The 15,449-nt window shown below is 42.5% G+C and carries 10 protein-coding genes; 5 read left to right on the forward strand and 5 right to left on the reverse strand.

Annotated features, from left to right (window positions below):
* Positions 1-88 precede the first annotated feature (88 nt).
* From EI162_RS00275 to EI162_RS00285, 3 genes are all read left to right on the forward strand, one after another.
* Positions 89-1,348, forward strand: coding sequence for a hypothetical protein (locus tag EI162_RS00275; RefSeq protein WP_192522427.1), 1,260 nt, complete (start codon positions 89-91; stop codon positions 1,346-1,348).
* 173 nt (positions 1,349-1,521) lie between these two features.
* Entirely contained in the window at positions 1,522-3,519 is a 1,998-nt protein-coding gene (dnaX, locus tag EI162_RS00280; protein ID WP_192522428.1) for a DNA polymerase III subunit gamma/tau, read from the forward strand.
* 234 nt (positions 3,520-3,753) lie between these two features.
* Positions 3,754-4,653, forward strand: coding sequence for a LysR family transcriptional regulator (locus EI162_RS00285; protein WP_192522429.1), 900 nt, complete (start codon positions 3,754-3,756; stop codon positions 4,651-4,653).
* A 102-nt stretch (positions 4,654-4,755) separates the two neighbouring features.
* Here the strand turns inward: EI162_RS00285 and EI162_RS00290 are convergent, their stop codons facing one another.
* A complete protein-coding gene (locus EI162_RS00290) occupies positions 4,756-5,937 on the reverse strand; it encodes an aspartate aminotransferase family protein (protein ID WP_192522430.1) in 1,182 nt (393 codons plus the stop codon).
* Positions 5,938-5,977: 40 nt separating this feature from the next.
* A complete protein-coding gene (locus EI162_RS00295; protein ID WP_192522431.1) occupies positions 5,978-6,169 on the reverse strand; it encodes a DNA gyrase inhibitor YacG in 192 nt (63 codons plus the stop codon).
* Positions 6,170-6,274: 105 nt separating this feature from the next.
* Here EI162_RS00295 and EI162_RS00300 point away from each other — a divergent pair, with 105 nt between their 5' ends.
* On the forward strand, positions 6,275-6,955 hold the full coding sequence (locus EI162_RS00300; protein ID WP_192522432.1) for a DUF938 domain-containing protein: 681 nt from the start codon (positions 6,275-6,277) through the stop codon (positions 6,953-6,955).
* A gap of 144 nt (positions 6,956-7,099) precedes the next feature.
* Here the strand turns inward: EI162_RS00300 and EI162_RS00305 are convergent, their stop codons facing one another.
* Together EI162_RS00305 and purD are read right to left on the reverse strand one after the other, a co-directional pair.
* Positions 7,100-8,494 (reverse strand): ABC1 kinase family protein, encoded by a 1,395-nt coding sequence (locus tag EI162_RS00305; RefSeq protein WP_192522433.1) that lies wholly within the window; start codon positions 8,492-8,494, stop codon positions 7,100-7,102.
* Between the two features lie 449 nt (positions 8,495-8,943).
* Positions 8,944-10,293 carry a phosphoribosylamine--glycine ligase gene (gene purD, locus EI162_RS00310; protein ID WP_192522455.1) on the reverse strand — a complete coding sequence of 450 codons (1,350 nt, stop codon included), beginning with the start codon at positions 10,291-10,293 and terminating at the stop codon, positions 8,944-8,946.
* A 557-nt stretch (positions 10,294-10,850) separates the two neighbouring features.
* Here purD and EI162_RS00315 point away from each other — a divergent pair.
* Positions 10,851-14,249: an NAD-glutamate dehydrogenase gene (locus EI162_RS00315; protein ID WP_225736872.1), complete on the forward strand. Its 3,399-nt coding sequence runs from the start codon at positions 10,851-10,853 to the stop codon at positions 14,247-14,249.
* Between the two features lie 68 nt (positions 14,250-14,317).
* On the opposite strand, the gene EI162_RS00320 is transcribed toward EI162_RS00315, so the two are convergent.
* A complete protein-coding gene (locus tag EI162_RS00320) occupies positions 14,318-15,418 on the reverse strand; it encodes a WG repeat-containing protein (RefSeq protein WP_192522434.1) in 1,101 nt (366 codons plus the stop codon).
* Positions 15,419-15,449 lie beyond the last annotated feature (31 nt).

Genomic DNA, 15,449 nt, shown 5'->3' on the forward strand with positions numbered 1-15,449 from the left:
CTGAACATAAGAAGGCCATTTACACTTAACGGCTTAGACTCATGAGGTTTTATGGGTATTTAATAGATACTTAATGGATAGGGATACTATGGACACTCAGCAAGCATCACCCTCACTTTGGCAGCAGATGGTTCAGCAAAGTTTTTTGTCTTTGTATGAGTTACCAGAAGATAAGAGAAGTAACCCTGAGCATTTTCAGGGTTATGATTTTGTTTTTGAGTTTTCTAATGCCATTATTTATCTGATCGTCAATGATGTGGTGATGCAAGCGGATAAGGAAAAAATAGACAGTACTCAAATTCGTGAGTGGAGAAAAGAGACTGTCAACCAACTCATCAAGCATCATGCCCAGCTTTATCTAAAAAATGATAAATCGATGGCGGATAATAAAATCTCAACCGATAAAGAGGTATATTTTATCGGTTTGACGTCACTGTCTATCAAGCATCAAGGTGATGCTCCAGAAGTATTGCCTTATACGGTCGGTTATGAATATGGCAGTCAGTTTTTTGCCGAAGACTGTGTGCTAGATTTGGATGATGAGCAAAGTGTTTTACAAATATTTAGCCGTCAAAACTTTATTGAGATAATAGAACAGTTGGTGACGCCGAGTGATTTGACGGCATTTTTAGCGTTTCATCGCCGTCAATTGACAGGGTTTGAGACGTTCCAAGACGAGTCGACGTTGCTTATCCAGTTTTTACAGTCACCTGACTTTCATCAAAGAGCGATTAGGGTACAAGAGCAATTGATCGATAATGAGTTAATCGATCAGATTGAGCTACGCTTGCTCAAAGCGGCAGAGCCTGATCAGGCAGTACTTGCCAAAGCACTCATGGCTGAGATTCAAAAAAACACTCGGATGTGGTACAAGCTATTTAACAGTTTGATCAAAAGTTATTATGAAGCAGGTCAACCACTACCAAAAGTGCAGGTCGATATTTTGGTAGATGAGTCAATGTATACCTACGCTTGTTTGGTTGAAAAAATCCTAGCTTATAAAACCATGGACCAAGATTCTCGCTGGAATGGTTATGTTTGTCATGAGCATTCTTATAATGTGTTTGGACGCCACTATCTCATGGTGTTTTATGCGCAGGATGAAAATAGCCCACTTAGCACAGACAAGGTACGTGCTTCTCATCAAGATTTATTGTTAGAACTTAACGCCCAGATGCAGGATCCCGTAATGGATGACTTGTTTTTGATCGGTGTGGAGTTTAGACCTTGCGACGATAGCGTAAATACTGAGGTGCATCTGGATGCTTTTTATCAGAATGGCTCGCTTATAGATGTAAACACCCAGCGTTTATACGAACAGCTGGCGCAACTTAAAGCCCAGTTATAATCAACTCTATATAAAACGCATACGGTAAGGCTCGCTTAGTCTACTATTTGTAGGACGCTCACTCGCCTTTCTTATATTCAAACTATATTGAACCGGCTACATAATCCAAATCTAATATAGATCGCTGATCTGATGCTTTACCTATATTTGTATTTTTCATATTGGCATTTACTATGACGCAGCAATATCAAGTTTTAGCGCGCAAATACCGTCCCAGAAACTTTCACGAGTTGATTGGGCAAACGCACGTCTCACAGGCGTTGATTAATGCGATTGACTATAATCGTCTGCATCATGCTTATCTGTTTACGGGTACGCGCGGTGTGGGTAAGACCACGATTGCGCGTATTTTGTCCAAATGTTTGAACTGCGATACTGGAATAACCAGTACGCCTTGCGGTGTGTGTGATAACTGCGTGGCCATCGATCAAGGTCGTTTTATCGACTTGATTGAGATTGATGCAGCCTCTCGTACCAAGGTTGAAGACACACGCGAGCTACTAGATAACGTGCCTTACGCGCCAAGCCAAGGGCGTTATAAAGTCTACCTGATTGATGAAGTGCATATGCTATCAACGCACAGCTTTAATGCGCTACTCAAGACGCTAGAAGAGCCGCCTGAGCATGTTAAGTTTTTACTCGCTACTACTGATCCACAAAAACTGCCCATTACTATCATCTCGCGCTGTTTGCAGTTCGTGCTACGTCCGCTGCCGCAAACATTACTCAGCGAGCATTTGGCAAACATCCTTACCCAAGAGCAAGTAGATTATACGCAGCCTGCACTTTGGCAGTTGGCCAGTGCGGCAAAAGGCTCAGTACGCGATGCTTTATCATTGACCGATCAGGCTATCGCCTTTGGTCAAGGTGCGTTGGATGATGTTACTGTCAACGCTATGCTTGGTCTCATTGATGCTGCTGATTTGGTCAGTCTAATTACCGATATCTACAATCATGATAAATCTGCCGTCGCTGCTCATATTGAACAGATGCGCGCCCAAATGGTTGACGCGACCAGCATGTTTGATGGACTGGCTGAATTACTACACCAGTTAGCATTAACTCAGTTGCTACCTGAAGTCGCTCTTAATGTAAATGAGGCGCAGGCACAAGATATTAATACGCTTGCCCAGCATATTAGCCCCGATATATTGCAGCTCTACTATGAGATTGTGGTACAAGCGCGCGAAGGCGTTAAACTTGCTAGTACACCGATGCAAGCGCTAGAGATGTGTATTTTACGCTTATTAGCGTTCCGCCCATTGCCTGTCGATGAAGTGTTAAGTAGTCATTCTATTGGATCTGCATCAGCTTCAGAAACGCCTGTTATAGAAGGTGGTAGTGCTACCTCAGATAATGACAATGTTGATAATGATAGGGTTGATAATGATAGGGTTGATAATGATAGGGTTGAAAACATTACAAATGTTACATCGCTTTCGAATGCACATTTAGCTTCAGTGCCACCATTACAATCTTACGATGTTGATTATCAACAACAGGGTAATGATGAGCAGCTGGGCGTAAGTCAAGAATATGAGTCGGAGGTTTTAAGCAATAGCGTTACTCCTGAACCTGTTGTTGAGCCTGAACCTGTTGTTGAGCCTGAACCTGTTGTTGAGCCTGAACCTGTTGTTGAGCCTGAACCTGTTGTTGAGCCTGAACCTGTTGTTGAGCCTGAACCTGTTGTTGAGCCTGATGAAAATGATTCTCAGTTAATATCGCAGCCTGATGACCCACGTACTTTGCTACGCTGTGCACCGCAAGAATTGGTAGGTGAGTGGACACCAGAGAAATGGGATTATTGGTTACAAACGGCTCGTGAGGCGGGTAGTTTGGCTTCAGATGAATTGGCACTCGCACGGCAAGGTATGATGACAGGTAACTGTAATGGTCAAGCTATCTTTGTCACTGCTGTAGATAGCAAGCATTTGCAAGCAACTTTCGAACAGCTAGCTGCAACTTTGCAAGAACAATTCACGCAGGCTGATATTAGCTTACAAATCGATGGCAGCGTCATGCAAGCTGAAGATAAAACACCTGAACGCCGTCAAAAGAAACGACTGGAACAAGCCAAAACTATGGCAGAGTCAAAATTGCTCAATACACCCGTGATGCAGTATTTGACTGAACGCGGCGAAGGAAGAATGGGTAACGTTCAGTTATATTAAACAATCAAAAAAACCATTGTTAATATAACTTAAAAGTCTGTATAATTGTTAGCAACAATGTTCATATAAAATATCAAGGTGATGCTAGTCTATCGTCTTGATATTTTTGTTTTTATTGCTAATTAAAGTGATAGGCGCAGATGGAAGAGATGTTTTTATTAACTGTGAGAACGTCCAAAATTCGTTATAATGGTTAAGTTATATTAATAAATGAAACGCAGCTTAGGTGAAAGTATGTTGGATAATTTACGCGGTATGGCTGTGTTCGCCAGTGTGGTCGGACATGGTTCTTTTAGTGGTTCAGCTCGTGAGCTTGGTATTACCACCAGTGCAGTCAGTCAGCAAATTCGCTCTTTAGAAAACGAGCTGGGTGTGGTGTTATTGCATCGCTCAACTCGAAAGTTGAGCTTAACAGAAGCTGGTGAAAGTTTTTATGAAGCCGCAAAGGATGTGGTCAGCGCCGCTGAGCAAGGCCGAATCAAAGTCAATCAACTGCGTGATGAGCTGGCTGGTAGCTTACGGGTGGCGACAACACCTGAGCTTGGCGTGCACCATATTTTGCCCGCTTTATCGACTTGGATGTCAGCGCACGACGACCTAAGTATTACTTATTTCGCAGACAATAATTATATTGATATGATTGATGAGCGTATCGATATTGCGGTACGTATGAGTCCCAATATTAATGATTCAACGTTGAGTAAACATCCGTTATCGGATGTACGTCAAATGTTGGTCGCTTCACCACAATACTTGCGTCAGCATAAGAAAATTGAAACTCCCAAAGATTTGGCAGACCATCAACTGATTTGTATTGATATTATGAAGGATGCCAATCAAATTGAGCTTACTCAGACTGAGACGGGTAAAAAAACACGTATTAAAATGAACTCACGTATCCATACCAATAACGTCTTCATGGCAATGACTATCGCCAAAGAAGGTCACGGTATCCTTAGAATGATGGAAATGGATGTCAAAAAAGAATTGGAATCTGGCAATTTAGTAGAAGTCTTGACCGGCTACCAGATGCCAAGTTTCGTACTATATGCTGTCACCTTAAATCGTGAACAGCAGCCTGCGAAAATTACGCGCTGCTTAGAAGTATTAAAAAAATACTTTCATGCCAATTAAGTTTAGCTTTACCTAATCTTACTTTTAAGGTAGCAGAAAAAAAGCCTATAGATAATATGTCTATAGGCTTTTTTATTTTCAAGCTTGGATTGAATCAGCGGCTTAAAATGATGGTTTCAATAAGTCAACCAAACGTTCAACCACTTGTGCGCTTTCATCACGGCTCATATTGAGCGGCGGCAATAAACGAATGACGTGACCACCAGTGACGTTAATAATCAGTTTTTGCTCATCACGGGCGCGATCAACCAATTGGCTACAATCCAACTCTTTAGGCAAAGCAATCCCAATCATCATTCCAGCACCGCGGCTACTGACGCCATATTGTCCCAGCACATCGACCATGCTGTCGCGAATAAACTGTCCTTCAGTGACTGCATTATCCATCACATCGCTATTTGTGAGCACTTCATAGACGCTATGGACCACACGGCTGGCTAATGGCGTGCCACCATAAGTTGAGCCATGACTACCGGCACCGAACAAACCATTAGCGCGACCGCGCACCATGCAAGCACCTACTGGGAAACCATTACCTAAGCCTTTTGCGGTCGTCAATACATCAGGGCGAGCATTGCTATGTTGATAAGCGAAATACTTACCAGTACGGCCGTTGCCTGTCTGTACTTCATCAAGCATAAATAGCCAGTTATGGGCATCACACTCTGCTTGTAACTCTTCTAGATAAGTAAAACCATTAGCTGCTGTATTGAGACCGCCTTCACCTTGAATGGGCTCTACAAAAATGGCGCAAATCTCATCATGGTCTTGAGCTGCTTGCTTAATCGCGGCAATATCACCAAAGGGCACACGGATAAAGTCATCATCCAAGGTGTAAAAGCCTTCGCGCGCTTTAGGATTGGCAGTGGCAGATAGCGATAATAGCGTACGTCCGTGGAAAGATTGTTCCATCACGATGACTTTTGGGCGTTTAAACCCTTGCTGATTGGCATATAAGCGCGCCAATTTTAATGCCGCCTCGTTTGCTTCCGCGCCACTATTGGCAAAGAATACACTGTCCATTTGTGCTGCGTTACACAACGCTTCACCAGCGCGCTCTTGCCAGTCGATACCAAATAGATTGCTGGTATGCACCAAAGTAGCCGCCTGCTGTTGAATAGCGTCAGTGACTTGAGGGTGGCAATGACCTAGTCCGCATACGGCAATACCGGTCAGCGCATCTAAGTAAGGGGTATCATCTTGGGTATACAGCCAACTGCCTGAACCGCGTGTAAAGCTGATGGGTTGGCGGCTATAAGTGGGCATCAGGTAAGTAGCAGACATATAAAACATCCTTAAGATGATAAGTTAATAAAGAAAGAGGTTATAGTTCGTCAGAAAAAGGCGTGGTTTCTGCAGGTAAAGTGTAGTCTTCATTTGCCCACGCGCCTAAATCAATAAGTTTGCAATGATGACTACAAAATGGCTTATATTTATTGTCCTGCCATGCGGTCTGAGTACCGCAGCGTGGACAAGGATAAGTCTTAGGTGAAGTGTTCGGGGTAGATTCAGTCATAGTAAGGGGGGAAGCATCCTAATATCATTAACGAAAGCAGTAAATTGACTATATAATAGCATGTGGCCGAATAATGGCAAAAGACAAATACCTTAAGGATAGTAGATGACTGATAATATCGAGCTTACGCATCAGCAACAGCGTGCGTTTCAACCAGAGAAGCTTTCGGCACCGCGTGATTTTATTATGCCAAACATAATTAACAAGAATAAGAATAATAGTCCTTTGATATTAGAAATTGGTGCAGGGAAGGGTAAGCACGCGCTTAGTTTTGCCGCAAAAAATCCTGATAAGCATTTGATTGCAATTGAACGTACGCGCAATAAATTTGACGCTTTCGCCAAACTGGCGGTGTTACAAAATTTACCGAACCTAAATGCAATCCATGCTGATGCGATTGCATGGATTGTACATGCCATTGCACCCAACATCCTGGCTAAGTTATTTATTTTGTATCCTAATCCTGAGCAGCATAATCCCAATCAGCAGTGGTTAAATATGCCATTTTTTGAGTTTCTATTATCGCGCTTAAAAGTAGGCGGCGAGATAACCTTAGTAACCAATATCGAAGCCTATATGGACAATGCAGAGCATCAAGCCACCAAGCTATGGTGCTTACCAAATACTCGTGGTCAGGTGTCAACTGACAGTCAGCGTACGCACTTTGAAGTGAAGTATCTAGCAAGGGGAGAGATCTGCTGGGAGCTTAATATGCGTAAGCCAGAGGGTTATAAAACAAGGTTCGATAATTGGCAGATTAATATGACAGATGACCATAAGAAATAGCCTAAGTAGTTTATAACTATTTATATTGATATAACATGGACATAGCCAATCAACTATAAAACATAAAATAGCCTAAGCGAATAAAATCAAAATTAAAAAAACCGCCCCTAAAGGACGGTTCAAAAATTACACAACCTTTTAATACTATAAATAAAGTTTAACTAATTTATTAGAATCAGTATGCGTGTCAAGAACTGTTAAAAAAGTATATGCGCCGATAAACTTTCGACTAATAAACATAAATTCTTTTGGCGGAAGATTAAACTCAAAAGATTGCATAGCCTGTGTTGCCTCAGTTGAAAGGCGAGCATGCAATTTACTGTTTGCCCAAATATAACGATACTGCTCATCCAAACATTCAGCTGGGATATCGGGGTTTGTAGCTGGATCACTAAAAGGTTCAGTCGCTAATAAGAATAACGAAGCGATATCAGAACGTACTTTATCACTCATATCGTCAAAGAAGTCATAGCCAGTCATAGCTAATATCATCGCTTGGTGGTCATGATGGTAGCCAGCCTTTAATAATCCATGAGCAATGGTCAATAGGTTGTCGTCAAACTGACGGATAGCACCAAAATCAAGTAATACTAATTTATCCGTATTATCTTCGTTGTCACTAACACGAACCGAATAGTTGCCAAAATTGGGGTCCGTTTGCATTTCACCCCACACGAAAATTTCTTGCATCATGATTTCAATAGCCGCTTGGCCAATCGCATTACGGCGCTCGTGGGGCAATAATTGCAGTGCGTCAGAGACGATACTGATACCTGGCTCATAAGACATGCAGAGTAGGCGTTTTGTTGAATAAGTACGGTTGATTTTGGGCACCACATAACGTGGATCATTGCTTAAGCGCTCATAAAAACGTTCTGTAGTAGCGGCTTCTGCTTCGTAATCGACTTCATGATGGAGTAGGTCGCGTATTTCCTCAAACCAAGCGTCGAGCGCACGCGTCTGCGGGACAATATTGCTCACTCTCAATAATTGCTTAAATAACGCAAGGTCAGAGTTGATAGCATCAGCCACACCCGGATATTGAATTTTTAACACAACTTGCTCGCCAGTTGCAATTACTGTAGCGCGGTGAACTTGAGCAAGAGACGCTGTTCCGATAGGAATTGTATCAACGTCTAACTCTTTCAACTTTTCACCTAATAATTGGCGCAGGGTTTGTTCCATTGTTGGCCATGATAAGGTAGCCGTATCATCGTTCAGCGTTTGCAAAGCACGCGTGATTTCTGGTGGCAATATATGTTCGCCATAAATCGCTAACATTTGACCAATTTTGACAACCGAACCTTTTAGCTTACCTAGCTCTTCTGCGAGATAATTTGCTTGTGCTTCCATAAACGCTTGGTTACGTGCTGTGCGTGCTTCTTTATTTAAGAACATGCCTGACACGCTATTACCAGCCCAACGGCGACCAATATTTAAAGACGTTTTGGCAATCGACATTCGACGCTCAAACCCTGAGGTTTTTAAGTTGTCGATTGATTGCTTATTATTAGAAGGTTTAGACGTATCATTTGCCATAAATATAATCATTCATCCGGTTGGTATTGATTTGTGGGTTCGAAACCTACAATACAAGAGAGATGTGATGCACGGGTACAAAATTGTATCATATAAAGTGCATTTGGTTGATGAGCCTAAGCATACTGACCACAGTTAGTTTGTAAGCTAACTTATGATCGTGACTATTGTAGTCTTTTAGATTCTAAAACGGTGGTGTTCAATCTCGTTAACTACTTTTATGCTCATTCTAACATTAAGCAACTGACTATAGATTTATATACGCTGGTTTGAACAGAGCTAACAATCTAAAATAAGTTTGCTGTAATTCAGCTATATTAAAAATAGACATCAAAAGTGATAGCAAAAATAAGACCTAGCATTATGCTAGGTCAAATAATAAGAATTCAGTATAACTTAACCAATCAGTAAGATTGAGCGACTACTTATTTTAGTTAATTTCTAATGATTTATGATGCGTCTTCACGGGTAATAGCGTGATGCCCAATATCGCGGCGGTAGTGCGCGCCATCAAAACTAATCGCACCGGTAACTGCTAATGCTGCTTGCTGTGCATCTGAAATATTATCTGCTAAGGCTGTCACGCATAATACACGTCCACCATTGGTTACCACTTCCTTCTCATTGCTTAATGCTTCGTTAGAAAGCGCATGGTCATTAGAGAACGCCGTGCCAGCATGGAAAACCTTTACGGTTTCTTGATTATCAGCATCTAGTTCTGGCAAGCCTGAAATAACATCACCTTTTGACGAGGTTTCAGGATAGCCTTTTGAAGCAACGACAATACCAAGAGCAGGGCGCTCATCCCAGTTGGCTTTGGCAGGTAATCGCCCTTCTAACCCTTGCGTGACCAAATCAACCATCGACGACTGCAGACGCATTAAAATAGGCTGGGTTTCTGGATCACCAAAACGGCAGTTAAACTCAATCACATAAGGGTCGCCTGCATCATCAATCATGAGGCCAGCGTATAAAAACCCAGTGTAAGGGTGACCAGCAGCGTTCATCGCATCAACCACGGGCTGAATCACTTGCGCCATGACTTTTTCATGCACTTCTTGAGTAACGACTGGTGCAGGAGAATACGCACCCATACCGCCAGTATTTGGTCCAGTATCGCCTTCAAACGCACGTTTATGATCTTGGCTGGTTGCCATTGGTAAGATGTTTTCGCCATCTATCATACAGATAAAGCTGGCTTCTTCACCTTGTAAGAACTGCTCGATAACCACACGGCTACCAGCATCGCCAAATTTATTGTCGGCAAGCATATCATCGATTGCTTCATGCGCTTGCTCAATCGTTTCTGCAACGATAACGCCTTTACCTGCTGCAAGGCCATCCGCTTTAATAACAATAGGTGCGCCTTGCTCATCAATATAAGCCTTTGCTGCGGCTGCATCGGTAAAACCCTGATAAGCGGCCGTTGGAATATTGTTGCTTTCCATAAACTCTTTGGCAAAAGTTTTTGAGCCTTCTAACTGTGCACAATAAGCAGTTGGCCCCCACGCTTTAATACCAGCATCACGGCAAGCATCAACAATACCAGTAACTAAGGGCGCTTCTGGCCCAACGATGACCATATCAATGGCGTTGTTCTTACAAAAATCGATGACCGCACTGTGTTCATCAGTACTGCTACTGCCTGAGCTCTCTAAAGTGACGTTTTGGCATTTAGGTTCAAGGGCAGTACCCGCATTACCAGGCGCAACATAGATATTTTGTACGTTATCGTCTTTCGCACACTGCCATGCTAGTGCGTGTTCGCGACCACCTGAGCCAATCACCAAAATATTCATCATACGTCTTGCCCTTAGCATTAAAGTTTATAATGAGTGAGTCACACACTCTTAAATATACTGGCATATTCTAACAAAAAACTCGTAGCGATTGCCATGAGTATCCACCTGCCAGCAAGTATTAGACTACATTAGAGGCTTATTATCTCATTATTAAAGGTTATCGACATATTGCTAGGGGCTGTATAGAATTCAGCTAAGGAACTGACAGAGACTATTTTTTAGGCAATTCGACGCCAAAAATAGTAAGTTTAGTTATTCTAAGCGCGATAGTTTTGGCTATGAAGTGGCAAAAAATAGTCCTGTTCCTTCGGACTGATGCTAAAATCGCCCCAGACGTTGTTGTAAATCTAGCTAAGGTCTCGACATTACCTTCGATTTACGCCTAGTCTGGAATTATTTTAGCGATCAGCAGTCCTAATAGATGAATTCTATACAGCCCCTAATCTATGAAATGATTTTGTAAGCTTTAGCTATGGCAATAGGTGCGTTACACTCTTAACAGGGAAGTGATGAAATAAGATTCATGACCCTTCATAACCAAAAGGATTGGTGTTATGTCAAACACTTCGCATACGGACCAAAAATGTGCTAATACAAATAATCTGAAAAATAAAATGGATACAGAACCAATGAACACAGAATCATTGCTGCGCGAACGTTTCTTAGAGTATATCCCCGCTGCGCATCAGGCGCATTTTGATGAAAAAGTTGCCCATGAAGACATTGAGCGACTGATGAGTCTAACCGACACAAAAACGATGATCTGGCATTTATACCAGTCAGAGTCAGATAACCAAAACCAGCTACATTTAAAGCTATACGGGAGTCAGCAGCCAACCACGTTGTCCGATATATTGCCAGTCCTTGAAAACTTTGGTGTATCAGTCATAACCTCAAAAAATTATATCTTTGATGTAGCAGAGCAACCAGTTTGGATGCAAGAGTATGAGCTTATCTTAGCTCATGTAGATACTGTTGATATGCAGGTAGTACGCAGTCAATTCGAAGACAGCTTGCAGGAAATATGGGCCGGGCGCGTTGATAATGACAGCTTTAACGAGTTGGTACTGACGACTAAGCTCGATACTTACGAGGTAGTCGTACTACGTGCTCTGTCGCGCTATATGCACCAAGCGCGCGTAGGATTTTCCATTCGTTATATTAAACAAACAATGATTAAAAATAGTGCGATAAGTGTACTATTGGCTGAATTGTTTGATGCAAAAATGAATCCTGAGTACGGTGCTGCAAGCGACGAGACTCGTACTAAAAAGATAGCACAGATTCAAGAACAAATTACGACTGTATTAACCGCCATTGATAGCCTAGATGAAGATCGTATCTTGCGTTGGTATCTAGACTTGATTAATGCGATGGTACGAACGAACTTCTATCAGGTAGACAATGAGGGTCAACGTAAAGACCGGCTGTCCTTTAAGTTCTTGGCAGCAGAGATTCCTAACTTACCAAAACCCAAGCTGATGTTTGAGATATTTGTTTATTCACCGCGTGTTGAAGCGGTACACATGCGTGGCGGTAAGGTCGCTCGTGGTGGCTTGCGTTGGTCCGATCGTATTGAAGATTTCCGTACAGAAGTCCTTGGTCTTGTTAAAGCACAAATGGTCAAAAATGCGGTGATTGTACCGGTTGGCTCAAAAGGCGGTTTTATCGTTAAAACAAAAACGATGGCCGATGGTCGTGAAGCCTTCCAAGCGGAAGGCGTTGCTTGTTATCAGGCGTTCCTACGCGGCATGCTGGATGTAACAGACAATATCATTGATGGAAAAATTGTCCCGCCAGCTAATACCGTGCGTCATGATGAAGATGATCCGTACCTAGTTGTCGCGGCGGATAAAGGCACAGCAACCTTCTCTGATATCGCCAATGCGTTATCAAGCGAGTATAACTTCTGGCTTGATGACGCCTTTGCTTCTGGTGGCTCGGTCGGTTATGACCATAAAGCGATGGGTATCACAGCACGCGGTGGTTGGGAGTCGGTCAAGCGCCACTTCCGTATGCGCGGCATGGACATTCAAAATCGTGATGATTTTACCGTCGTTGCGATTGGCGACATGAGTGGTGACGTCTTTGGTAATGGTATGCTCAGATCTACTCATACCAAGCTGGTCGCCGCCTTTAACCATTTACATATTTTTATTGATCCAAACCCAGATACCGCAGTATCTTTCGCAGAACGCGAGCGTTTATTTAAGCTGCCGCGATCAACTTGGGAGGATTATAAACCATCACTGATCAGCCAAGGTGGCGGCGTGTTCTCGCGCCAGGACAAAGTAATCACTATTAGCCCTGAGATGAAAGCAATTTTTGATATTGCTGATGACAGCTTAGCACCTAATGAGCTGATTAGTGCATTATTGAAATCACCAGTTGACCTCGTTTGGAATGGTGGTATTGGTACTTACGTGAAAAGTGCTAATGAGACCCATGCAGATGTTGGAGATCGTGCCAACGATGCGGTACGTGTCAATGGCGGCGAGCTACGTACCGCGATCGTCGGCGAAGGTGGTAATTTGGGCTTTACTCAGCAAGGTCGTATCGAATACGCACAAACAGGTGGGCGCATTTATACCGATGCTATCGATAACTCAGGTGGCGTTAACTGCTCAGACCATGAAGTAAATATCAAGATATTACTGGGTAAAGTGGTCGAACAAGGTGATATGAGCTTAGAGCAACGTAATGAATTGCTTGAAAGCATGACGGATACAATAGCAGAATTGGTACTGCGCCAAAACTATCTACAACCTCAAGCCATTGAGCTTAGTCAGATTCGCGCTGCAGCAAACCTGAGCGATCATCAACGTATCATTCAAATGTTAGAGAATGAAGGGCGTCTTGACCGTGCTATTGAGTATCTACCATCAGATGATGAGATTACCAAACGTCAAAAAGCGGGAACAGGCTTAACCAATCCTGAGCTGGCCATCATTATGGCCTATGGCAAAATGTGGGTTTATGACCACTTATTATCATCAGACTTACCCGATGCGCCGTACTTCATCAATGAGTTACGCCAATATTTCCCTGATGAGCTTGCCGCGCGATTCTTTGATGAGATGACTGAGCACCGCTTACATCGTGAAATTATCAGTACCTATTTGACCAATAATCTGGTCAACCGCTTAGGTATCGAAATCATCTTCCGCTTATTTGAGGAAACCGGACAAACACTTGCCACTATTGCTCGTAGTTATGCGATTGCCCGCGATGTGTTCCACGTCTCAAAAGCTTGGGAGCTTTTAGAGTCTCTTGATAACCAAGTAGATGCGACGTTATTGCTGGAGCTTGAGCTCAATCTGCGTGATGCCCTCGAAAACGGGGTGATTTGGTTTATCAATACCTTTGGTCAAGATCTACAAGTGGCCGATATGATTAACCGCTTTGAAGACAGTGTCGAAAATCTGACTAAATCAGGTGGCTTTATTGAGCAACAATTCTCAGAATATTTGCAAAAAGACACCACCAGTCTGATGGAAGAAGACGGCCTTTCTGCTACTGATGCTGCCATGTTTGCGATGTTGCCATACCATGTTGATGCACTCGATGCCGCATTATTGGCAGAGCAGTACGAGCGGCCAGTTGATGAGATTGCAACCTTATATTTTGAGGCCTATCATGTTTTACAACTCGATTGGATGATGAATAATACTGCCAACTTACCGCAGCAAGATTACTGGGATCGCCGTGCCCGCCGTGCACTGGTCAAAGAAGTGTCTCGCAGTTTAGGTATGCTGATGGATAATTTATTAGGTCAACCTAATGCCAAACAGGCCTTTGATGATTGGAAGTCACGGCATGCCAGCCAGCTTGAAGCTATCGGCGCCGAGATGGGGAAACTCAATGGTCTTTATAATAGCAGTGATGACAATCAAGTCGGCTTATCAACATTATCCGTTATGATGAGTGAGCTCAGTAGTTTAATCACTAAATAAGAGTCACTAAATAGAAATAGAAAAAGCCATCTTCATATATGAAGATGGCTTTTTATTTTGTTATGCTACTAATCTAACTTTATTAAGGACTTTAAACGCAGCATTTTGCCGTCTTTTTCTACCCAAACCTTATCTGCATCGTCGCGATAGCTATCAAATTGAGGTTTTAGTATCACATCGCCGTTATCATCAACAATCCCAAACTTGCCAGCTTGTTTATAAGTATAAAACTGATGGTATAGCAGCTTTCTAATCGGTGCATCCGATGAGAGGATTAACTTGCCACCCGCATCGATAATCTGGGCGCTAATAATATCTTCTTGGATATCTTCACTCATGCCAGTCGCTGTGCTGCCAGCCATTAAAGTGCTGCGTAAAAAAAGTGGGGGACTGATATTGTTATTAAAAGTTTCAATATGTTGATTGGCGGCAAAAGGAATGATGACTTCACTGTTTTGATTAATAAGCGCCGTTTTATCTTTTAAGTCTACCTGTAAGTATAAAGGCTCGCCAGTGCAGGCATTTAACGGCTGGATTACCTCGTATTGCGGCATCACAGTCCAATAACCTCGATCATCAAGCAGTCCAGTAAGCTGTTTCTCATTAGTAATAATAAAATAATCTTGGTCGTAATCAGAGTCATAATGTGCGTGCTGGATACGAGCGTCCGTCAGTTTATAAATCCAGTCGCCATGACGATTAATAATACCCTGTTTGGTTTTGCCGCTTGATGATTCGGCGCTGACAATAAAGCTGGTTGCTATATCAGGTTCAGTTTGAATAGCATTATATTCAAAAGGTACGATAATCTTGCCAGCCGCATTGATAACACCATATTTACCGTCTTGCTTAGCGATGACGTATTTATCCATCACTATATAAGCATCAGACAAATTATCCATGACGATATTACCGCTTAGGTCTTGCAGCTGCGACGACCCATCGTCTTGTTCGATTAGCTTGCCAGCAAAAGGCTTATTGTTTTCGATACGCTCAAAATAACTACTCGGTAAATAACCGGCACAATTAATCGTTGCATAAGCTGGGCTGATAGCACTGATAGATATTGCGACAATAGATAAAACCGTTAACAATGCTAAGCTAGTAGGGTTTATAGCTATTTTCCCAAAGCCTCGTTTAATATTAAAACGATTGGTATCAATACCCATAGCAATATCCTTTTATCTCAATTTTAATCAG

It is taken from the genome of Psychrobacter sp. FME6 (assembly GCF_014861365.1).
GTDB lineage: Bacteria > Pseudomonadota > Gammaproteobacteria > Pseudomonadales > Moraxellaceae > Psychrobacter.

Excerpts from the sequence above, each read along its gene's own strand:
- EI162_RS00275 (WP_192522427.1), top strand. The coding sequence starts at position 89 with ATGGACACTCAGCAAGCATCACCCTCACTTTGGCAGCAGATGGTTCAG.
- dnaX (WP_192522428.1), top strand. The coding sequence starts at position 1,522 with ATGACGCAGCAATATCAAGTTTTAGCGCGCAAATACCGTCCCAGAAAC.
- EI162_RS00285 (WP_192522429.1), top strand. The coding sequence starts at position 3,754 with ATGTTGGATAATTTACGCGGTATGGCTGTGTTCGCCAGTGTGGTCGGA.
- EI162_RS00290 (WP_192522430.1), bottom strand. The coding sequence starts at position 5,937 with ATGTCTGCTACTTACCTGATGCCCACTTATAGCCGCCAACCCATCAGC.
- EI162_RS00295 (WP_192522431.1), bottom strand. The coding sequence starts at position 6,169 with ATGACTGAATCTACCCCGAACACTTCACCTAAGACTTATCCTTGTCCA.
- EI162_RS00300 (WP_192522432.1), top strand. The coding sequence starts at position 6,275 with ATGACTGATAATATCGAGCTTACGCATCAGCAACAGCGTGCGTTTCAA.
- EI162_RS00305 (WP_192522433.1), bottom strand. The coding sequence starts at position 8,494 with ATGGCAAATGATACGTCTAAACCTTCTAATAATAAGCAATCAATCGAC.
- purD (WP_192522455.1), bottom strand. The coding sequence starts at position 10,293 with ATGAATATTTTGGTGATTGGCTCAGGTGGTCGCGAACACGCACTAGCA.
- EI162_RS00315 (WP_225736872.1), top strand. The coding sequence starts at position 10,851 with ATGTCAAACACTTCGCATACGGACCAAAAATGTGCTAATACAAATAAT.
- EI162_RS00320 (WP_192522434.1), bottom strand. The coding sequence starts at position 15,418 with ATGGGTATTGATACCAATCGTTTTAATATTAAACGAGGCTTTGGGAAA.